The sequence below is a fragment of the Marivirga harenae genome, from assembly GCF_030534335.1.
In the GTDB taxonomy this organism is placed as follows: domain Bacteria; phylum Bacteroidota; class Bacteroidia; order Cytophagales; family Cyclobacteriaceae; genus Marivirga; species Marivirga harenae.
Window position 1 is genome coordinate 60,651 of the sequence record NZ_CP130565.1, and the last position, 21,383, is coordinate 82,033.

Genomic DNA, 21,383 nt, shown 5'->3' on the forward strand with positions numbered 1-21,383 from the left:
TTTGAATCTCCATATAAGTCCTGAAATCTGCTTAGTATGTAGTTGTCATATCGCTGTCCACACAGATAATAAAGTCAGCTTTATTGTAGTTTTCCTCTTGTAATTCACTGACATCCGTTTGAGAGACGGTTGAAATGATCCTATAATTTAAATTTTCTCTTTCCCTTTTCAAGTACCATAATATCCCCTCGTAAAAATCAGAATGATAGGCACCGTTATAGTGAATAAATAAATGATCCTTTTTATAATTCTCCATTATGAAATGCGCCATGGTAGCATCTTTAATTGCCTGAGCCATCACCAAGGTAGGACTGCCATGGTCTCCCATCATACTTAGGATATTTTTATAGGTCGGTAATTCACTATCAAAGGCAATCGGAAGCGGAGCTATCCACTGCTTTTCTTCTCCCGGAAGAGAATCAAGCGCTTCAAATCCCTTCTTGTATACCAAATTAGCGTATCTTCTTGGGACATTCGTAGCTATAAAGTCTAACTTCTCCTTTTTGGCAAAATCAACTAAAGGTGCGTAATCTGTTTTATAGTTTGGCCAAAGCCTTGCTAGAGTATCTAATCCTTTGTACGAAATACTGTCCTTAAGATATAAATTCAGCACTTGCTGATTATCAGCTTCTAGCATTTCTGCACCTAATATCAATGGCTTCTTTTCATGAAGGTCAACTGTGAGCTCAAATTGCAGCCAGTGAGCAATTGGATTGTTGTGTAACTCTCCGAATAAAATGATGTCACTTTTTTCGAGAGATTTTAACATCTTTCTATAAGAAACTTTTTTCCCGTTACCCTTATAAATAATAAAAGGATCTTTCTGACTGAATGCGGCAAATGAAAATAATAGAAGGTAAATACAAAGAATTGAGTTTTTCATCTTGATAGCAATTGGAGTTTAGCTTTAGCTCAAAAATAAATACAGATAAAGAAAGCAAAAAAAAATGAAAATAGGTATCTCTTAATCTGATAACTCTAAAAACATTCGCTTCATAAAGCTGTATAAGCTATAGTTTTTTACGAATCGGTAGAGTTTTTTATGTAAATACGATCAAAAAAAAAGCCGGCATTAACCGGCTTCTTCAAGATATCATATTCTCTAAATGTACTCTTATTTAGACATTCTCTTACGCTCATTTTCGTCAAGATAGATTTTACGCATTCTGATGCTCTTGGGGGTAACTTCCAAATATTCATCTTTTTGAATAAATTCCATCGATTCTTCAAGTGAAAAATTGACTTTTGGAGCAATTCTCATGGCGTCATCAGTACCTGATTTACGCATATTGGTTAACTGCTTTCCTTTATTAATATTCACATCCAAATCATTATCTCTTGAGTGTTGCCCAATAACCTGACCTTTGTAGATCACATCACCTGGTTCAACAAAGAACACACCTCTATCTTGCAATCTATTAATCGCAAATGCTGTAGAAGGGCCCTCCTCCATTGAAATTAGAGAACCTTTGTTCCGTTCTGGGATGTGGCCCTTAAATGGAGCATATTCTTTAAATCTGTGATTCATTACCGCTTCACCAGCAGTAGCAGTCATCATGTTATTTCTTAAACCGATGATACCTCTTGCAGGAATGTCAAATTCCAAATGCTGAACATCACCTTTCGGCTCCATTACTAATAATTCACCTTTTCTTTGGGTTACTAGCTCAATAGCTTTACCAGAAACATCATCTGGAACATCAATAACCATATGCTCAATGGGCTCACAACGAACGCCATCAATTTCCTTAAATAATACTTGGGGCTGACCTACTTGCAATTCATAACCTTCTCTTCTCATCGTTTCGATCAGAACTGACAAGTGCAAAATGCCTCTACCGTAAACCAAAAATTTATCTTCAGACTCTGTAGACTCTACACGCAAAGCCAAGTTTTTCTCAGTCTCTTTCATCAATCGATCACGCAAATGACGAGAAGTAACGAATTTACCTTCCTTACCGAAGAATGGTGAATTATTGATAGTGAAAAGCATACTCATTGTAGGCTCATCAATAGAAATTCTTGGCAGTGGCTCCGGGTTTTCAGGATCGGTAACCGTATCTCCAATATCAAAACCTTCTAAACCAATAATAGCACAAAGATCACCAGAAAATACTTCCTCCACTCTTTTTCTTGCTAAGCCTTCAAAGACATGTAATTCTTTGATTCTCATCTTCTTAACAGACCCATCTTTTTTGCAAAGTCCGATTTGCATACCTTCTTTCAAAGTACCCTGATATAATCTTCCAATGGCTATACGCCCAACGAAGGAAGAGTAATCCAAAGACACAATCTGTAATTTCGGAACACCTTCTTTAACAGGAGCTGCAGGGATTGTTTTAATGATTTCATCCAAAAGAGGGAAAACATTATCCGTTTGCTCTTTCCAGTCAGTACTCATCCAACCGTTTTTACTTGAACCGTAAATGGTTTGAAAATCTAATTGATCTTCTGAGGCATCCAAGTTGAACATTAAATCGAAAACCTGCTCATGTACTACATCTGGTCGGCAGTTTTCTTTGTCCACTTTATTTACAACAACTATTGGCTTCAAGCCTAAGTCTAATGCTTTTCCTAAAACGAAACGAGTTTGTGGCATAGGTCCTTCAAATGCATCTACCAGAAGCAATACACCATCCGCCATTTTCAAAACACGCTCTACTTCACCTCCAAAGTCTGAGTGACCAGGAGTATCAATAATATTAATTTTAACACCATTATAAGTAACGGATACATTTTTACTCAAAATGGTAATTCCACGCTCCCTTTCCAGATCATTATTATCCAAAATTAATTCGTCTGATTCCGTTCCTTCACGAAATTCTTGACATGCATAGATAATTTTGTCGACTAAGGTAGTTTTACCGTGGTCAACGTGGGCGATAATCGCCACATTTCTAATTTCTGACATCTAAATAATATAAATAAATTAACTGATATTCAACTAGTTAACACAACATTATATAAATGATAACTAATCAAGTTGCAAAGGTAAGTAAAATAGTTTGGGTGATAATGCTTTTGCAAATAAATTAATAATAAGGTAATAGGAGATTGGAAAAGCTTCAAGCACACCACATGAAAGTGGAGAGGTTTTGAAACTATAATTAAAAGCGATCAAAAAAGGCTGTCTTACTAAAAATAAGACAGCCTCTTATATACAGCAATTCTATTAATTATATATCTTATTGCACTGCAGTCAATGCATTTAGATTTCCATATCCAAATTCAGAATTTCTGTTTGGATAAAAATCAGAAGATTCCCTAAGCTTCTGCAAAACTTGATCACGGTTCCAACTAGGGTTTTTTGACCAAACCAGGGCTGCAATTCCAGCTGTTGTAGCCGTTGCCACGGAAGATCCACCAACTGTTGATGGTTGATTCCCACTCATAGCCACAGATAATGGGTGAGCGTCAGAACCCGCTTTTTCCATGATGACGGTAAAATCTACCTTGCTTCCTGAATGACAAGTATTACATCTTTTATATTGTCCCTCTTTTATTCCAGTAACCGCTACGGTTTCGTTCATGTTGGCAGGAAAAATAACACCAAACCAATTGGTCCAACTTGTAGAAGTACCAGCTGCGGCAAAAATCAATTTCCCTCTTCCATAAGCATAGCGAATACCATCGGCCACTTTGGAATTATTGAACACATCGCCAATAGACATGCTGATAATCTTAACATCAGATCGATTTCCAAGATAAACCAATGCTTCAGTAACTCCATCTTTTTCATTTCCACCATTCACAATAACATCACTTGTTCCCCTTACGCCAACTAGGTTTGCATTATAAGCCACGCCTACGGCAGAACCGTCATTGCTTCTTGGTGCTGCAGCAACACCAGCCATTGAGGTTCCGTGACCACATTTGTCTTCAGGTCCGTCATATCGCTTCCACCACCAAGAACCGGTTTGATAAGTTCCCTTTCTTTCAACTGTTCTATTCTGCGAATAGCCAGAATTGAATTGGCTTCCTAAATTATCTTGATCTGGAGACAATCCCGTGTCAATCATTCCAATAGTTATCCCAGAGCCTGTACTATAATTCCAAGCTTGATCAATTCCCATTTGTGGATAATTCCAAGACATTTTCGCGCCTGGTGCAATGTCTGTATATAGGCCGGCTATGTTGTAATTTGGGTCGTTGGAACATCCCGAGTCACTATAACGCTCTCCTTCACCATATTTTTGGAATTCAACTTCATAGCTTAATGGTTCCACATACCTGACATTTTCTAAAGTTCTTAATCGATTGATTACCTCAAGGTCATAAACTTTCATTTCTATAAAGGGAAGAACTTCGTGTGAGTAATTAGGCAAATCCTCATCTGTGATATTTTGTTCTCTTTTTCTTTCCATTACCGCCCGTGTTTCCTCTAAAATATCTTTTCGTGAATTAGCCCAATTAGGATCCTGCACATTTATAGACGTGATCCTTTGATTAATATTGCTTTCTCCAGGAGCCAAATAGCCAACTGTCAATACACTATCAGAATGCACTAAAGCACTCCATAATTGGACATCATTGAGCTCAGACCAATTAAACTCATTTCGTTCTTCCAATGCATTTTTTATAATTGCATCAATTTCCTCTTTGGGTACAATTTTGATTTCTTGTTCTGGTTGAACTTTTTCTTCCATCAGGCTAAGGTTTTCATCATCTTGCGTACAAGACCATAGTAAAGCCGAAGCCAAAAATACAGTTAATATTTTTCTTAATTCCATAGTAATTAGTTTTGGTTATGATTTATGCTGTATGCAGAGTAAATTGCAAAACTTAAATTTAACTTACAAGTGTTTGTTAGAATTAAATTTGTATTTATTCAAGAAAATAAGAATTAAAACTGGTGAAATATTAGTTTTAAAAAGAGTTAGGGTAGATATCTTACCTAATCAACCAGATGGAAATTTTGAGGTGTTGACTAATTATTACTTCTTATCAAAATACACTTCTTTGTCATCATATTTAATCATATAACGACCTTTGGGCAGCTTTTTAATATCACAGGATACATCCTTCCCCCTTTTAATGATTCTGCTATTATTGTTATACAGTAAATAACTGACTTCCTGAGTAAATTCAATCACCCAATTGTCTTCATCGATGGCATGACTTATTTCTTCTTTATCAGAATAATAATTAAAACTTTCGGACAATTTCACCTCCATTTTTGGATCATGATATTGTACTCTGTATAGATTATCCCCTTTCACATGGTCAGGTTCTACACTATGTTGATTAATGAAAATACCGCCTTTTGTTTTGACCGTATCCAATGGCATCCATCCATCATCAGTATCCTTTTCCACTATATAAAATCCTTCAGCTGATTCTTTTGTAGTAATCCAGATAATCTGATTTTCATCTACATACACTTTTAACCAGCTAAACTTCAAATCCTCTTGGATGACTTCAGGGTTAGCTAGGGCAGGTTCGCAATTATCATGATGGACAATACGGATTACTACCCTTTCATCGGGTTCAAGTTCTTGCATATCAATCTCATATGCTGACACTTCAGGATTTTCGACTACTAACTGACCATTTAAATAGATTTGCTCAATGCAAAACCCTAATTCTTGGCCCAAATAAGGATTTCTTACAAAAACATTCTTTCCATGAAAAAAGCCTCTAAAATAGCTATCCTTTCCTGATACAGAAAAGGATACTATTTCAAATATTATTATAAGGAATAAAAACTTTCTCATGAATTTATTATCGATCATTCATATCTTAATGACTCGATAGGATCTAATTTAGAAGCTTTGAATGCGGGATAATATCCAGATAGCAGACCAACGGCAACACAAATCACAACACCTACAAACATCCATAGCCAAGGCACTATAAAACCACCTTCGCCAATAATAGCTGAAATGCCATTTCCTATCCCAATTCCTAAAATTATTCCTGCGATTCCTCCAATCTGACAAATCACAATGGCCTCCCACAAGAATTGTAATCGAATCTTTGTTGGAGAAGCCCCAATTGCTTTTCTAATCCCTATTTCACGCGTCCTTTCCGTCACGGAAACCATCATAATATTCATGAGTCCTATTGAAGCACCCAGCAAGGTGATAGCACCAATGGCAAAACCTCCAATTCTAAGATAGCCAGCAATTTCTTCCATTCTTTCGGCTAAAGATTCACTTTTTTGAATGTTGAAAGAGTTTTCCTGACCAATTCCGTCACCTCTTATTCCTCTCATCACTCCCGTTGCTTCAGCAATTCCTTGTTCCATTAAGATTGGATCAGGAACTGATACTGTAATATCATATTGTAAAGTCCGACTTGCCATTAAGGTAGATAAGCCTATAGGAATTATGACTGACTGGTCAGCTCCTCCTCCTCCCATTCCTCCTTGTTCTTTTAATACGCCAATAACTTTAAAACGAGAACCGAAAAACGAAATATCCTTGCTTATGGGATCGACATTTTCTTTGAATAGTTTTCCAACTACATTAGCACCCAAAATAACCACATTGCTATTATTCTGAATTTCCAAAGGGGCAAAATTTCTACCCTTATCAACTTCATAAGCATTTTGTATTAAATAGTTCTCATCAGAAGCATAGACTCTAATAGTGGGGGTAGTTTTTTCAGATTTGTATTTTAACTCAGCACTTCCCGTAACTCTGGTTGTTATAGAGACACTGCCTGCAAAATTATATTTATTCTTAAATTGAACTGCCTCTTTGTAGCCAATCGGCTCATATCGTTTTTCCTTCTTACCATCCGATGTACTTCTTCTTCCATCTAACCCTCTGGCCTCGATATCAAAATTATTGGCTCCCAAACCTGCCAAATTTCCACTAACTGAGTTTTGTATTCCGTCAATGGCTGTTAAAATCCCAACCAAAGCCGTGATACCAATAGCAATAATGGCCGCTGTTAAAATTGTTCTCAATCGATTGCCTTTAATCGATCTAACCCCTTCTTTAATGTTTTCCAGATAATCCAAAATCAAATAATTTTTTTGTAAATTTTAGCAATTTAATGTGATTATTCACTATATATTACATAAAAGTAATAAACTTTGATTTGAAACTCCATTAAATATATTTAGTTATATATTTATAATAAGATAATTTCAGTTTTTATGTTAAAAAAGTTCTCTTCACTAATACTACTATTTTTCCTACTAATATTCTATGCCAAGGCCAATCAAATTTTGATCCCGATGGACAAAGAACAATCAAACCATTTAAAAGCCTATGGCTTATCGTTTTGGGTATTGGAAAAAGAAATCCCAATAGATTGGTTGTTGAACTACAGAGGGGGAAGTTTTTTAATTGAAAGCAAACAAACAATAATCAATGAATTGATCATTAGAGGGGTGTCTTATGAGATCATTTCAGATGCTAATGCCAATAGTTTATTGGATGAAATTGCCAGTCCGTCTTCCAATAAAGACGCGATGCGATTGGATAAAGTACCAAAAATTGCCGTTTACTCACCCAAGTCAAAGCAACCTTGGGATGATGCTGTTACGCTTGTCTTGACATATGCCGAAATTCCTTATGATGTTATATTTGATGATGAAATTATGACTGAGGGTCTTTCCGATTATGATTGGCTACATCTTCACCATGAAGATTTCACAGGGCAATACGGGAAATTCTACCGCAGTTATGCCAATCAGCCTTGGTATATTGAACAACAGAAAGAATATGAAGCCATGGCCAAAAAACATGGGTTTAGAAAAGTCTCTCAACTTAAGCTCGCGATCACACAGAAAATAAGAGGTTTTGTCAATAAGGGAGGTTTCCTTTTTGCCATGTGCTCTGCAACTGATACATATGATATTGCTCTTTCTGCAGCAGGGATAGATATTGCCGCCCGGATGTATGATGGAGATCCAGCTGATCCGAATGCTCAAAAAAAGTTAGACTATGAGCAAACACTGGCTTTCGAGAACTTCAAATTGGAAATGAATCCTTTGGAATATGAGTATTCAAACATCGATCAAAACCAAATTGATCGACCTGGCATCAAAGAAGGAAATGACTTCTTCACCTTATTTGAATTCTCCGCAAAATGGGATCCGATTCCGACCATGTTGACGCAGAATCATCAAAAACTTGTAAAAGGATTTATGGGGCAAACGACCGCTTACAGAAAATCATTGATTAAACCTGATGTGGTAATTCTGGGTGAAAATAATGAGATAAACGAGGCACGATATATCCACGGCATCTTTGGAAAAGGCTTTTGGACTTTTTACGGAGGCCATGACCCGGAAGATTATCAACATTTTGTGGGTGAGCCACCTACCGATTTAAATTTGCATCCTAATTCACCTGGCTATAGATTAATCTTAAATAATATTCTATTCCCTGCTGCAAAAAAGAAAAAGAAGAAGACCTAAAAATAAGTCTCCTCTGGGAGTAACTCTAATCATATATTTTATTAGATAAATACAATTATAGAGGAGTGAGCCTTGCTGGGATTGAGGAATTGGAAACTAAGAATTGTGATAATTAGAATGTCTTTTACGCCTCAAATTCTTACCTCAATTTATCGGGATTTATTTTAACCATTAACCTAAATATATTCTGATTTAAATAATAAAAATAATTATCTCATGATTTACTAAATCGGTTAAAATACAGTATTTCAAATAGTTGGGATTTTTCTTGCAAATTAATTTTCAGAAAATACCTTTGCGCACTGAAAATTCAATTTAACTCTAAAAAGTACAAGAAATGAAAACTACTACTACTAAAAGCAACGCAAAAGTAAACACAGAAAAAGAACAATTAATGAAAAGGATTTTAACTAAAAAGAAATCTCTTTCACCTCTTTGCATGTCTATTTGTGAAAGTCATTAATTAAGTTATTTATCATTTTAAAATGACAAGTTCAACTCCCAAAAGTAATCAATTGCTAGAATCTGCTATTGATTGTAATGAGGACAAAATAATCATAGAAGGTTTTATGAATAGATATTCGGTTAACAGAGAAGAAGCCGAAGAAATTTTACATGAAACCAAGAAATGGTTATGGCTGGCATCAGAGAACATCAAAGAGAAGAACGGGTTTCGACTGTTTATTGATAACTCTTTAATGATAATTGACGAGATGTGGCATAATTTCATTTTGCATACTCGTTTTTACCAAAAATTCTGTCAAGAGAAACTGAATTTATTTGTGCATCATGAACCTACACCAGCTTCTGAGAAAATAATTGGTTTTGACAGCGATGAAGAAAAACAGAGCTTTCAGCAGCAACAAGAGGAAAGGTTAAGTCAACAACTTTCCTATATTTATGACAAACTAGGTGCTGAAACAGTTAGTAAATGGTATGAAGAATTTCCTGAAAAATTCAGTGAGAAGAAAATTCAGGCTTTAAAAAGATAGATATTGGTAATCCAATATTTCAAAGAAACGGTAGTCAATATATAATATATTGCTACCGTTTTTTTTTTAGCTACATTTTAAAAAGTCATATAAAATCAGATTTCCATATATCATAAATACTTAATAATTTCCGATTAAATTCTATATATTTCTATTTCAGAGTAATTTCATGAAAAGAATTTGAAAGCAAGTTATTCACATAGTACTAATTCCCAAGCAAAAAAATTCTTTTCTAGATTTTTGGGTATAAGCCTTTTGATACTAAAAATATCATTTGTAAATAGCCAATCCTATTTCTCCCCCGTGATACAAAATTATTCCGCCCAGGAATATAAGGCCGGAATATCAAATTGGGATATAACACAAACTTCAGACGGCCTCTTTTACTTTGCAAATTTAAATGGGGTTTTACGTTACGATGGAAAAGAATGGAAATTCACTGAAATAGCAGGTAGCAAATTTGTCCGTGCGATTCATAGGGATTTCAATAGCAGAATTTTTGTAGGCAGTAATGATGAGTTTGGATATTTAGACACTGATAATTTCAATAATACCTATTACCAATCATTGAGTGAAAATTTTGAACTTGAAAGATTTGGTCTTGTCCTTCAAATACTGAGTAATAAAGATGATATATTCTTTATCACAAGAAACTACTTAATCAGATATAGAAATAATAATTTTAAATACTGGCCTTTAAACAGAGGTTTTGGAGGATTTATTCATCAAGAAAATCTTTATGTAAAACAAGTTGATCAAGTTTTATTAAAACTTAAGGAGGATCAGCTAAATCCAATAGCCGGATCTAATAAAACCATCCCTTCATCCATAAGAAACAATATTATTGAAGGGCCGAATAAGGATGAAAAATATATAATAGGAACTACCGAAAATAAAGGTTTCATATTTCGAAATGATTCAATTTTGGAAACTGATGATCAATATTCATTCGGCAATTCAATACTTTCTTTGAGCCGTAGTAATTCAAATGAAAATTCTTATTGGGCGTCTACTGTAAGTAAAGGCATTTTTAGTTTTAATATAGGAGATACAACATCAAATAATTTAAATGTTAATAAAGGATTACCTAGCAATATTAACTTGAATATTTACTCTGATTTTCAAAACGGAACTTGGGCTGTTCATCAAAATGGTATTACCAGGATTCAAGGAAATGATCAATTAATGTTATGGGGGGAGGATCTAGGTTTAAATACATCAATTAGTAAAATTTCAAATGTTGATCAAATTTATTTAACAACTTTCGATGGTGTTTACACTTTGATTGGCAATAACAATCTTCATTTTATAGAAAACACAGAAGATAGATTATTTAATATATTCAATACAAAAGATTATATTTTAGTAATAGGTGATAATGGCCTTTATAAAATAAAAAATGAAAACTTAATTAAAACAATCCCCATCAAAGGGGGTACAAATGTCTTTCCTACTGCTGACAATAAATACAATATCACCACATTCAGGGATGGGATAATTCAATATTCACCTGAATCTGATCATACAGAAAATTACATACCTGAAATAAGTGGGTTCTGTAATAGTATACTTAGCTTAGAATCAAAACATTGGCTAAGCTACAAATCACAAGGGGTGTACTTAATCCAAGAAAATGATGGAAATCCTAAATGGAAATTCTTCAATCAAAATCATGGTTTACCTGATGTGAATGAAATCAATATCTTAAAATCTGTTAATAACGAAATCCTTTTTACCACCTCCAAAGGATTTTACACTTTAAATAAAAGTCCAAAACCAGATTCCAGTGATTTATTCATTCCTCATTCTAAGATTACAGATGAACAACTCAATATAAGTCAAATAGATCAAGACCAACATGGAAACTATTGGTTGACTTTCATTGAGGAATCCCAAAAGCAAGTGGTTTTAAAATTAGAAAGAAAAGAAGATGGGAGCTATCAAAAAGTAGACAGGCCTTTAAAAGCTATTCCTAATCAAAATTTCTCAGCTATTTATGTAGATGAAGCCGAAGACAGTGTAGTCTGGATAGCAGGCAATGAAGGTCTATACCGATTTGATGAAAAAGTAAAGGTTAATTTGGATATCGAATTCAATACATTTATTAAAAATGTTAGCCTTAATGATTCTATACTATCTAAAGGGCTATATAAAGAATTTAGGGCTAATGATAGCATCCCAACATTGGTAATCAAGCAACCTCAAGAAGCTATACCTCGATTAGATTTTAATGACAATAATATACAATTTGAATATAGTGCCCTCTTTTATGAACAACCCGAAAGGAACCAGTTCTCCTATTATCTTCAGGGATTTGACAAAGAATGGTCTCCATGGACTGCAATGAGCAATAAGGAATACACGAACTTACCCGCTGGTAAATATACTTTTTTGGTGAAGGGTAGGAACCTATACGAAACTGAAGGCGAAATTGCTTCTTACCAATTCGTGATCCTACCTCCCTGGTATCAGACCACTTGGGCATACTTTGTTTTTAGCATGATAGTGGTGAGTGTTATTTGGCTTTTGATGTTGGGATATACCTATAGGATCAGACAGCACCGGAAAAGACTTAAGCTTATTGTTGCCGATCGTACCTTTGAAGTAATCCAACAAAAAAAGGTAATTGAAAAGCAGTTACTAAAAATGCAAAATCTTAATGAGGAAATCAGTCATCAAAGAGATGATATACTGGAAAAAAATCAAGAGCTGGAAAGTTCCCAAGAGGAAGTAATTGCCATTAACAATAAGTTACAGGAACTAAACCACGCCCTGGAAGCAAGGGTTGAAAAAAGAACAGCCAAAATCAAAGACACCATCAAAAAACTTCAGCAAACCAATAAAGACCTTGATACTTTCACTTATAAAACTTCTCATGATTTAAAAGGTCCTATCAGCAGGATTAAAGGAATTCTGGCTTTGTCAAGATTTGAAAACCCTGAAGCTAAAACAGATAGATACTTAAACCTGATTGAAAAAACCACTAAAGAGATGGATATCCTACTGGATAAATTAACTCAGGTCCACAATATTTACAATTCACAATTGGAATATAAAACTATTGATATTCCGACAATCTTTAAGGACGTAATGGAGAAAATAAGCCCATTGGTTGAACAGTCAAAATTCAAATTTCAATTTGACTTAAAAAATGAAAACGAGCTGAAGACGGATGAAAAAATGCTTGAATTAATTTTGCTCAATTTATTGGAGAATGCTTTGATCTATTCGGATCATAATAAACCCCAGAGAGAAATAAAGCTAAGTACAATTAGGAAAGACAAATCTTTCCTACTTTCTGTGGAGGACAATGGCGTTGGAATTCCTGAAAACCAGATGCCCAAAATATTTGAAATGTTTTACAGAGGATCAGAAAGATCAATAGGAAACGGGCTCGGACTTTATTTAGTGAAAGTGGCCGTAGAGAAAATAGACGGGAAGTTAAAATGCGAATCGGAAGAGTATAAATTCACTAGATTTACAATTAAACTCCCACTGAGAAAACCTTAAATTGAGTGATCAGTCTTTCTTCTTTGCCATCAATTTCTTCTCTTTATCAACCAATCCTTTTAACGTCTGGCTTTTGAAAATTTTAACGGTTTCATTACGCACTTTCAGGAATGCTTCCCGTATCGAACAGGTTTCTTCATCTTTACACTCTTCACAACGTTCATAGAATTTAAAAGTAACACATGGAAGGAGGGCAATAGCACCATCAAATAACCTCAGTACTTGAGCCAAATTTACGGTTTCTGGATCTTTTCGCAGATAATAGCCTCCACCTTTACCTTTCTTACTACCTAAAATTCCATCATTTTTCAGTTCTAAAAGAATGGCTTCCAAAAATTTCTGCGGTATATTTTCTTCTTCTGCAATTGTACTGATTAGTGTGGGACCCTCTCCGTATTTCCGGCCTAAGTGAACAAGAGCATTAATAGCATATTTTGACTTTTTGGAAATCATATGGGCAAATATACGCTTTGAAAGTGATTTTTAAGGGCAATTCCACAAAAAGAATAGACAAGATTATTTCAGATTTGATTCAATATAAGCCCTTAAATCTTCTACCTGCTGATGGCTCATTTTTTCCAAAGTATAATTGGGCATATATTCTTTATGGCCCAATTCGGAATAGGAGCCATTTCTGATGATTTCGTAAATAGACTTTTTACCATTCTCTGGCATATGCTTTTTTAACCATTTAAAGGTTAGAATCGAATTATCTAAAACCAAATCACTTTCTCCGTAAGCATGATGGCAATGCTGACAGCCCAACTCGTAAATTGCTTTTCCGTACTTCGTTCTTCCTTCAAATGAATAACCTTTTACCTTGCTTTCAGGTAATTCCGCAAATGAGGCTGGAGATTTAGTTAGATAATGAGATTTAATAAATGTAACGGCACTGTCTGGATTTGATTCAGCCAAAGAATTTACCTTTTGAATTTCAGCATTATTCAATTCCAAATCTTCTATTTTCATTTGAAGCGTCCATAAATAAGACATGATACTTTTCATTTCCCAAGCTTCCAATTCTCTTCCTTGGGAGCATACTGTAGCACAGAGATTAATGCTTTCTTTTAAACTTCCCTTGGCTTTTTCTACCAGACTGCCGTACTTCAAAATATAATCATCGTTATACCAGGATTCTCTGTTGACAATCCCCCAGAAGGTGAAGCCTTGCAGAAATGGTAAATCATTTTCCATGGCATATTCCAAGCGGGCATCCTGATCAACTACAGTTAAATCAGGATCTTCTCTTTCCACATTATGGCAGCTGGTGCAAGTATAAAACTTACTGATTGCATTAGAGGCAAATCCATTGGGCGGTTTAGTCTTCCCGCTATGAATTAAATCATATCCTCTTTTGATATCAGCAGAATCTGGCTCTTCGATATAGTGCTCTGGATAATCCTGACCCAAACTATTCAGTACTTCGACAAGAAAACTGTTTCCCTTTATTTCCTGATTATTTAGGAAAGTAAAGGAAGCTACAGACATCAATAAAGTGACAAAGGCAAAAATTCTTATTTTATAGTTCCACAGATTATCCATTGCGCTTATTTTCTTGCTCCAACTTTAAAATCCCTCGTTATATTAAATCCAAAATGAATGTTTCCCTTATCGATCCTTCCAGTAGTTTCTGCTATATATAATGGAGCAATAAGCCCCAAAGAATTCGTGAAATTCAATTGAAAAATATGACCCTTAGTTTCCAATTCAATACCCAAACCTGCTGAAGATTGATACTGACTTAGCAGTTGATCAGGGAAATTATAGTAATACTCGAGATTAAAAGCTAACACTTTGGAGACTTGTATTCTAGTAGCACTTCCTAAACTGTAGATATCATTATTACTCTCCAAATCCAATACATAATTACGATGCAGGTAGGTCGGCATCAATTGAAAGCTAATAAACTCATTAAATTTTCTCGCCACTAACAATTGATGAACAAAAGTTAAGTTATTAGTAAAAGACAAATCCTCAGTTTGCGGGGTTTGGATAGTCCTGACAGCAGCATTAGTATAATAAACCAATGAAACAGGACTACCACTTTCCTTTTTCTGCTGAAGGATTCTGTATTTTAAATAAAAATCATAATGCTTTTGCAAAGAGCTTCTTCCAAATCCAACATTGATATTATCAGTTAAAGCATAATCCAAACCAATTCGAATAGTAGCATTGTCTAAACCATACAATTGCTGGATTCCTGAACTTATATCACCAAATCTGTGCGAAATAATAAATTTCATTATCCCTTTAGGAAGCACTTCAGTCGAATGACCATTTACTACTCTTGTGTCTCGGAATACCTTAATTCTGTCTTCTTGAGCTAAAAGTGTTAACACACAGAACTGTAATAATAAAACCGCAATTATCTTTTTCATAAATTTAATTATCTAAAGCTCCATCATCCACCCAGCAGGCTATTGATTGAACCTCTTCATCTGTTAGATCTGGCCTTCCGGCCGGTGGCATAGAGCCACTTTGTGTTCTATTTTTAATATTGGAAGCGTTTTCAAAAATATTTTGATCATCAGAAAAATCAGGAAATTGAGAACCATTGTGGCAACCACTAACCGAACAATTACTAGTAATAATAGGCTTAATATTATCAATGAAGCTAATACCAGACAATATATCAATCCCTGAAATCTCAGCTTCACAATTGTTTGCATCACGCGCTACGACTGTATAACTACCGTTTGACAAATCATTGAACTCAGGACTGTCCTGCACATTAGTATTATTCAAGATATATTCAATAGGCTCCACCCCTCCTTCCTGAGCAACTGTAATACTGCCAGTATTTGCACCACAATCAGAATCACTTTTTGCAACCACTGATAATTGAATTCCATCTTCATTATTAATTGTAGCTTGTATTTCATCACTCAAACAAGTAGAATTAACTATTCTAGCCTGAATGCTATAAGTTCCAGCAGCCAATCCTGTAAATACGTTGTTTTCATTAAAGTCCTGATCATTCAATCTGTATTCATATTCATCTTCTCCGTTTACAGACACGATAATTTCACCATCACTTTCACCACATGGGGTATCTTGAACGGATTCAACAACCAATTCTAAAGATTCCGTCTGACACTTTTCATCGGGTCCCGCAATTCTTTCATATTCACAACCTAAAGAGAAAACTAAAATGAATAAATAGATTTTATAAGAATTAATATTCATGTGAGGTTTTAATTATTAAGATCAAACTTAACAACGCAGTAAACAGTAGATGCAGATCTATTTACCAACAAATAGGTATAAATCAACTCTACTTGAAATCGTTTTCTTAATCTAAGAATAATATAACAAAAATAAGAATATTGTTTCGGCTAATTAATTGGAAAGCAAATGGAAGATTGAATCCAAGTATCTAAAAGAGTTCGTATATACTTTAAGAATTAATCAAGGGGTTTTCAGCACAAAAGCTTGTAGTTTGCTTGATATCAAAAGATGACGACAGAACACTTGGTAATTCTAAATAAGTAGTAGTTTAATTGGTTTAAAGCGACTCAGGAGAGTCGCTTTTTTTTTAATGCTCATATTTATTTAGTGGACTTAGGTCTTGTAGAGATGTCAAAAGGCAGATAAAGCGGGCAGAAACTAATAAAACTTGTCGCTACAAATATTACCGCTAGTACTCCCAAGATAATAGCTAATGTGCCTGAAATTACTCCAAAGTAATACAATACTCCTACTGCAATGGCTAATATAATTCTCACGGTTTTATCAGCAGACCCCATATTGGCTTTCATAACTTCCTTAGTGTAATTATTCAATAACGATTCAATTTAATCATTTGAGCAATTATAATTGTAACTATTGTTACAGAGCCAAAACAACCTCATTAAACTAAAATTCGGGCTATCAAAATCGTGATCACAGTTTTCCTATCAATAGATCAACTGCTTTTTTCATGGCATTTAACTGCTGTGATTCTTCATAAATATGGGCAGGCGCTGCTCTTTCCTGACAATCATAAAGTGGACAAGTCTCACAAGTTTCATTCACGATCCGTACAGGAATCACAGGGTCGTTATGAAATTTCACTTTACGTTTCATTTGAGGACTGATCAATAAACCAATTGAAACACTACTATTTTGCCCAATATTCTTATTACTAGGCTTAGCCAGACTAATAATCAAATATTCATTATCGGAATCTACATACTGGCTACGCTGCACCTTACATTGTACCGCATCTTGGTCCTCTCCCTCTAAATTCCGTAGCTCTTTCAATATTTCAATCGAAGCCCATCTTCTGCAGTAATGTTGGTCTAGAGCAGTTCCGTGAGGATTATGCAATCCTGACAAATGCATTTCCTTCGTAAGTTTGAATATCGTTTCATCTGAAGTGCTAAATCGCAAAAAGAATAACTCTTTAATACCGAATACTTTAGGTAAAAGGTTTGTCATTCTGTGCATTAACATTTCAGGTGTGCACTGATAGGTTTCTAAAATATTCAAAAGCAATTCTGCTTTAAACTGTGGCTCCGATAGAAATTCTTTCAGATCTTCCACGATAGCTTTTTCTGGTAATGCCAGAGCGCAGGCAAAATAAGAAGCTTTATAATTATTGAGCACCTCCTCAAATGAATTGACAGATACCCAGCTCGATGTATAAGGCCTCGGAGCTAATTTTAGAAACTGGTAGCCGAGCTCTTTCGACATTGTAAAAAGCTGTTGCGATTCCGTCAATTTCGGATTCATGAGTAACTGAGGGGCTTCATTTGGAATGGTCATAGAGCGAAGTGGTTTAAGCTCTTGCTGATTTTCTAGACCCTTTGGCAAAATCTGATAGTTATATTCTGATTTCAGAACCCCTTCGAATTGCTGATAGGTATAAGGATAGGAAATTTCACTAAAAACATGATTACGGAAAGCTTCTACAGACTCTTCAATACCTTCAAAATAATTATCATGCATTTCCTGGAAAGAGCGCAGCATATTAAGATATAGATTCTCTACCCTAAGACCATAATTTCTACTAATTTCAATTAAGGTACTTAAGAATGCACCCAATTTAGCAGGAGCATTGCTTAGCAGATCTAATAAATGTGCTGGTTCAATACCAAAAAGCTCTAAGGGTAGCTCTTTGAATAAATTGGACTGGAACAACTCCCCTAATGGCGCAAGCTTCTTAGAAAGTTGTAGGGATACTAAATCGTCAAAGCTGACTTCTAAAGCATCAGAAAGTAAATTAATTTTTTCAATCTTAGGATATTTCTTCCCTTTCTCAATCTCATTTAGATAAGAAGCTGACAATCCTGTCAGTTTTGATAATTGGGCAAAGGACAAGCCTTTTTCCAGACGCAGTTGCCTAACTTTTAAACCAAAAATTAATTTTACATTTTCTTGAGATATAGCCATTTCTCCTTTGTTTTTTTATTAATCGATACTTCTCCTTAAAAGCGAAAAAACTATTTTCATTTTTTTTTCAATACCATAATTCCATCTGGTGCTTCCTAAGAGTACTCGCTAATATAGCGAATAAAATCCAATAGCGAATATTCGCTTGCGATTTATTATTCGCTTCTATACATTTGAAATATCAAACACTTAAAAATCTGATAATCAAATGGAAACTACATCAGCAAAAGCAAAACAAACAAAAGAAGAAAATGAAGGCTTTAATTTATTGACAGATGAAGCTATTTCATTTTTAAATAAACTCCATGAAAGGTTTAATGAAAAACGACTTGAACTACTAGGCAAAAGAGAGCAAGTGTATGATCAAATCCGACAAGGTAAAGAATTAGACTTTCCGAAAACTACTGAGGATATACGCAATGATCCTGAATGGAAAATTGCACCCTTACCAAAAGACTTACAAAACCGAAAAGTAGAAATCACCGGACCGGTGGACAGGAAAATGATCATCAACGCTTTAAATTCCGGAGCAAAGGTCTTTATGGCTGATTTCGAAGATGCAACCAGTCCAAGCTGGAAAAACATAACTGAAGGACAGCAAAATTTGTATGATGCAATACGAAAGCAGATTGATTTTACTTCTGACCAAGGCAAAAGCTACAAGTTAAAAGCAAATCCTGCGGTATTAAAAGTGAGACCTAGAGGCTGGCATTTATCAGAAAAAAACTTTTTGGTAGATGGGGAACCCATTTCAGCTTCGCTTTTTGACTTCGGTTTATATTTCTTTCATAATGCTCATGAACTGATCAGAAACGGAAGTGGACCCTACTTTTACTTGCCGAAATTAGAACACAGATTTGAAGCAAGATTATGGAATGAAGTTTTTGTATTTGCCCAAAATGAACTGGGAATACCCGTTGGTACTATCAAAGCCACTGTGTTAGTAGAAACTATTACAGCTGCTTTTCAGATGGAGGAGATTATTTATGAGCTAAGAGATCATATGGCAGGACTTAATGCTGGCAGATGGGATTACATCTTCAGCTTTATCAAGAAATTTAGAGATCGGCCAGACTACATTCTTCCTGATAGAAATGAAGTAACCATGCAAGTTCCTTTCATGAAAGCATATGCTAATCTTTTGGTAAAGACTTGCCATAAAAGAGGTGCTCATGCGATTGGTGGTATGTCTGCTTTCATCCCTACCAAAGATGAGGAGCAAAATCAGAAAATATTGGATAAAGTCAGAAATGATAAAACAGAGGAAGCTTTGGCAGGCTATGATGGAAGTTGGGTGGCACATCCAGCTCTAATACCTGCTGTTGAAGCAGTTTTCGACCAAATTATTGGAGATAAACCGCATCAAAAGCATAATAAAAGAGAAGAGTTTACTACCACTCCTTCCGCCTTAACCAGCCCCAATGTGATGTATGGAGAGGTTACTGAAAAAGGAGTTCGTATGAACATCAATGTGGCGCTTTTATACATTGAATCTTGGCTTCAAGGAATCGGGGCTGCTGCTATCTATAATTTGATGGAAGATGCCGCTACAGCGGAAATTAGCAGAGCACAGTTATGGCAATGGTATCATCACCAAATATCCTTTAAAAATGGTAAGATCTTTAACCGAGCATTGTTTTGCATGCTCTTAGAGGAAGAAACTGAAAAAGTGAAGGATATGCTCGGTCAAAAACGGGTTGAAACAGGAAAAATAGCAATAGCGAGAGACATCCTAAAAAAACTGGTGAAAAGCGAAGAATTTGAGGATTTCCTAACGCTTAAAGCTTACCCTTATTTATAAAATCAATTTTAAAACTACTATAAATCATAACGAGATGACTAATCAAGAAAAAGTAAATCAATTAATATCCGATTGGACCACCAACCCAAGATGGAAGGATGTAGAACGAACTTACACGGCTGAAGAAGTGGTAAAACTTGCAGGGACTGTAAAAATCGATCACAGTTTAGCCAGATTAGGCGCTGAAAGATTGTGGGACTTATTAAAGAAAGAAGATTTCGTAGCAGGATTGGGCGCCTTAACTGGTAATCAAGCAGTGCAGGAAGTTCAAGCCGGTTTAAAAGCGATTTACTTAAGCGGATGGCAAGTAGCGGCTGATGCGAACTTGGCCGGACAGATGTATCCTGACCAAAGTTTATATCCAGCCGACAGTGTTCCGAATGTGGTAAAACGAATTAATAATGCTTTGCTGAGGGCAGATCAAATTCAATCCGTAAGTGGCGATGGTGATATTCACTGGATGGCTCCAATTGTAGCTGATGCGGAAGCTGGATTTGGTGGCAACTTGAATGCCTTCGAACTTATGAAAGGGATGATAGAAGCTGGTGCTGCTGGTGTGCATTTCGAAGATCAACTATCCTCAGCCAAAAAATGTGGCCACCTAGGCGGAAAAGTATTAGTCCCTACACAAGAAGCTATCAATAAGTTAATATCTGCAAGACTAGCAACAGATGTGATGGGAGTTCCTACCCTGATCATTGCCAGAACTGATGCAGATGCTGCTAATTTATTGACGTCAGATGTTGATGAAAGAGATCGTAAATTTCTTGATGGAACAAGATCTTCCGAAGGATTCTTTGGCGTAAAAAACGGCTTGGAACAAGCGATTAACCGTGGTCTTGCTTATGCTCCATATGCTGATCTAGTGTGGTGTGAAACTTCTCATCCTGACTTAGGAGAGGCTAGGGAATTTGCTCAGGCCATCAAGGAAAAATATCCAAACAAAATGCTGGCTTACAATTGCTCTCCATCTTTCAATTGGGCAGCAAAGCTGACTGAAAATGAGATGTTAGAATACCGAGAAAAACTAGCTGAAATGGGATACAAATTCCAGTTCATAACGCTAGCTGGCTTCCATGCATTGAATACTGCTATGTTCGAATTAGCAACTGCTTATAAAAACAAAGGCATGGCTGGGTATTCTGAATTGCAACAAAGAGAATTTGCTCTACAGAAGCAAGGTTTTAAAGCGGTTAAACACCAGGCATTTGTAGGAACAGGTTATTTTGACGCAGTGCAAAATGCAGTCATGCAAGGTAAATCTTCTACCACAGCTTTAAAAGGCTCAACTGAAGAAGCCCAATTTTAAATAAAATACCGTTTCCGTAGTTTA

General features: G+C 35.5%; 16 protein-coding genes. 5 read left to right on the forward strand and 11 right to left on the reverse strand.

Going from position 1 to position 21,383, the window contains the following annotated elements:
• Positions 1 to 31: 31 nt before the first annotated feature.
• The 5 genes from Q3Y49_RS00265 to Q3Y49_RS00285 all read right to left on the reverse strand — a co-directional run bounded on the left by Q3Y49_RS00265 (position 32) and on the right by Q3Y49_RS00285 (position 6,967).
• Positions 32 to 883, reverse strand: a complete 852-nt coding sequence (locus Q3Y49_RS00265; protein WP_303270208.1) for a ChaN family lipoprotein — start codon at positions 881 to 883, stop codon at positions 32 to 34.
• A 231-nt stretch (positions 884 to 1,114) separates the two neighbouring features.
• Positions 1,115 to 2,911, reverse strand: a complete 1,797-nt coding sequence (gene typA, locus Q3Y49_RS00270; protein WP_303270209.1) for a translational GTPase TypA — start codon at positions 2,909 to 2,911, stop codon at positions 1,115 to 1,117.
• A 274-nt stretch (positions 2,912 to 3,185) separates the two neighbouring features.
• Positions 3,186 to 4,730, reverse strand: coding sequence for a S8 family peptidase (locus tag Q3Y49_RS00275; RefSeq protein WP_303270210.1), 1,545 nt, complete (start codon positions 4,728 to 4,730; stop codon positions 3,186 to 3,188).
• Positions 4,731 to 4,934: 204 nt separating this feature from the next.
• A complete protein-coding gene (locus Q3Y49_RS00280) occupies positions 4,935 to 5,714 on the reverse strand; it encodes a hypothetical protein (protein WP_303270211.1) in 780 nt (259 codons plus the stop codon).
• Positions 5,715 to 5,728: 14 nt separating this feature from the next.
• Positions 5,729 to 6,967: an ABC transporter permease gene (locus tag Q3Y49_RS00285; protein WP_303270212.1), complete on the reverse strand. Its 1,239-nt coding sequence runs from the start codon at positions 6,965 to 6,967 to the stop codon at positions 5,729 to 5,731.
• A 219-nt stretch (positions 6,968 to 7,186) separates the two neighbouring features.
• Between Q3Y49_RS00285 and Q3Y49_RS00290 the strand changes: the two genes are divergently transcribed.
• From Q3Y49_RS00290 to Q3Y49_RS00300, 3 genes are all read left to right on the forward strand, one after another.
• Positions 7,187 to 8,374 (forward strand): asparagine synthetase B, encoded by a 1,188-nt coding sequence (locus tag Q3Y49_RS00290; RefSeq protein ID WP_303270213.1) that lies wholly within the window; start codon positions 7,187 to 7,189, stop codon positions 8,372 to 8,374.
• A 485-nt stretch (positions 8,375 to 8,859) separates the two neighbouring features.
• Complete coding sequence (locus Q3Y49_RS00295; RefSeq protein ID WP_303270214.1) at positions 8,860 to 9,366, forward strand: UCP032817 domain-containing protein; 507 nt, start codon at positions 8,860 to 8,862, stop codon at positions 9,364 to 9,366.
• A gap of 303 nt (positions 9,367 to 9,669) precedes the next feature.
• The gene (locus tag Q3Y49_RS00300) at positions 9,670 to 12,876 is read left to right on the forward strand and encodes a sensor histidine kinase (RefSeq protein WP_303270215.1); all 3,207 of its coding nucleotides are present in this window, start codon (positions 9,670 to 9,672) and stop codon (positions 12,874 to 12,876) included.
• Positions 12,877 to 12,885: 9 nt separating this feature from the next.
• Here Q3Y49_RS00300 and Q3Y49_RS00305 read toward each other — a convergent pair whose 3' ends face one another.
• The 6 genes from Q3Y49_RS00305 to Q3Y49_RS00330 form a co-directional block, all read right to left on the reverse strand.
• Entirely contained in the window at positions 12,886 to 13,329 is a 444-nt protein-coding gene (locus Q3Y49_RS00305; protein ID WP_303270216.1) for an RrF2 family transcriptional regulator, read from the reverse strand.
• A 63-nt stretch (positions 13,330 to 13,392) separates the two neighbouring features.
• On the reverse strand, positions 13,393 to 14,418 hold the full coding sequence (locus tag Q3Y49_RS00310) for a c-type cytochrome (RefSeq protein ID WP_303270217.1): 1,026 nt from the start codon (positions 14,416 to 14,418) through the stop codon (positions 13,393 to 13,395).
• A 5-nt stretch (positions 14,419 to 14,423) separates the two neighbouring features.
• Positions 14,424 to 15,254 carry a DUF5777 family beta-barrel protein gene (locus tag Q3Y49_RS00315; RefSeq protein WP_303270218.1) on the reverse strand — a complete coding sequence of 277 codons (831 nt, stop codon included), beginning with the start codon at positions 15,252 to 15,254 and terminating at the stop codon, positions 14,424 to 14,426.
• A gap of 4 nt (positions 15,255 to 15,258) precedes the next feature.
• Positions 15,259 to 16,062: a hypothetical protein gene (locus Q3Y49_RS00320; RefSeq protein ID WP_303270219.1), complete on the reverse strand. Its 804-nt coding sequence runs from the start codon at positions 16,060 to 16,062 to the stop codon at positions 15,259 to 15,261.
• Positions 16,063 to 16,424: 362 nt separating this feature from the next.
• Complete coding sequence (locus Q3Y49_RS00325) at positions 16,425 to 16,658, reverse strand: YgaP family membrane protein (protein ID WP_437439975.1); 234 nt, start codon at positions 16,656 to 16,658, stop codon at positions 16,425 to 16,427.
• A 100-nt stretch (positions 16,659 to 16,758) separates the two neighbouring features.
• The gene (locus Q3Y49_RS00330) at positions 16,759 to 18,249 is read right to left on the reverse strand and encodes a helix-turn-helix domain-containing protein (RefSeq protein WP_303270220.1); all 1,491 of its coding nucleotides are present in this window, start codon (positions 18,247 to 18,249) and stop codon (positions 16,759 to 16,761) included.
• A gap of 208 nt (positions 18,250 to 18,457) precedes the next feature.
• Between Q3Y49_RS00330 and aceB the strand changes: the two genes are divergently transcribed.
• Both aceB and aceA read left to right on the forward strand, forming a co-directional pair.
• Positions 18,458 to 20,050, forward strand: coding sequence for a malate synthase A (aceB, locus tag Q3Y49_RS00335; protein ID WP_303270221.1), 1,593 nt, complete (start codon positions 18,458 to 18,460; stop codon positions 20,048 to 20,050).
• 34 nt (positions 20,051 to 20,084) lie between these two features.
• Positions 20,085 to 21,359, forward strand: coding sequence for an isocitrate lyase (gene aceA / locus Q3Y49_RS00340; protein WP_303270222.1), 1,275 nt, complete (start codon positions 20,085 to 20,087; stop codon positions 21,357 to 21,359).
• Positions 21,360 to 21,383 lie beyond the last annotated feature (24 nt).

Bases quoted from the DNA above. Each gene is read 5' to 3' on its own strand.
- Q3Y49_RS00305 (WP_303270216.1), bottom strand. From the start codon at position 13,329: ATGATTTCCAAAAAGTCAAAATATGCTATTAATGCTCTTGTTCACTTA.
- Q3Y49_RS00280 (WP_303270211.1), bottom strand. From the start codon at position 5,714: ATGAGAAAGTTTTTATTCCTTATAATAATATTTGAAATAGTATCCTTT.
- Q3Y49_RS00275 (WP_303270210.1), bottom strand. From the start codon at position 4,730: ATGGAATTAAGAAAAATATTAACTGTATTTTTGGCTTCGGCTTTACTA.
- Q3Y49_RS00320 (WP_303270219.1), bottom strand. From the start codon at position 16,062: ATGAATATTAATTCTTATAAAATCTATTTATTCATTTTAGTTTTCTCT.
- Q3Y49_RS00265 (WP_303270208.1), bottom strand. From the start codon at position 883: ATGAAAAACTCAATTCTTTGTATTTACCTTCTATTATTTTCATTTGCC.
- typA (WP_303270209.1), bottom strand. From the start codon at position 2,911: ATGTCAGAAATTAGAAATGTGGCGATTATCGCCCACGTTGACCACGGT.
- Q3Y49_RS00310 (WP_303270217.1), bottom strand. From the start codon at position 14,418: ATGGATAATCTGTGGAACTATAAAATAAGAATTTTTGCCTTTGTCACT.
- Q3Y49_RS00330 (WP_303270220.1), bottom strand. From the start codon at position 18,249: ATGGCTATATCTCAAGAAAATGTAAAATTAATTTTTGGTTTAAAAGTT.
- Q3Y49_RS00290 (WP_303270213.1), top strand. From the start codon at position 7,187: ATGGACAAAGAACAATCAAACCATTTAAAAGCCTATGGCTTATCGTTT.
- aceB (WP_303270221.1), top strand. From the start codon at position 18,458: ATGGAAACTACATCAGCAAAAGCAAAACAAACAAAAGAAGAAAATGAA.
- aceA (WP_303270222.1), top strand. From the start codon at position 20,085: ATGACTAATCAAGAAAAAGTAAATCAATTAATATCCGATTGGACCACC.
- Q3Y49_RS00315 (WP_303270218.1), bottom strand. From the start codon at position 15,254: ATGAAAAAGATAATTGCGGTTTTATTATTACAGTTCTGTGTGTTAACA.
- Q3Y49_RS00295 (WP_303270214.1), top strand. From the start codon at position 8,860: ATGACAAGTTCAACTCCCAAAAGTAATCAATTGCTAGAATCTGCTATT.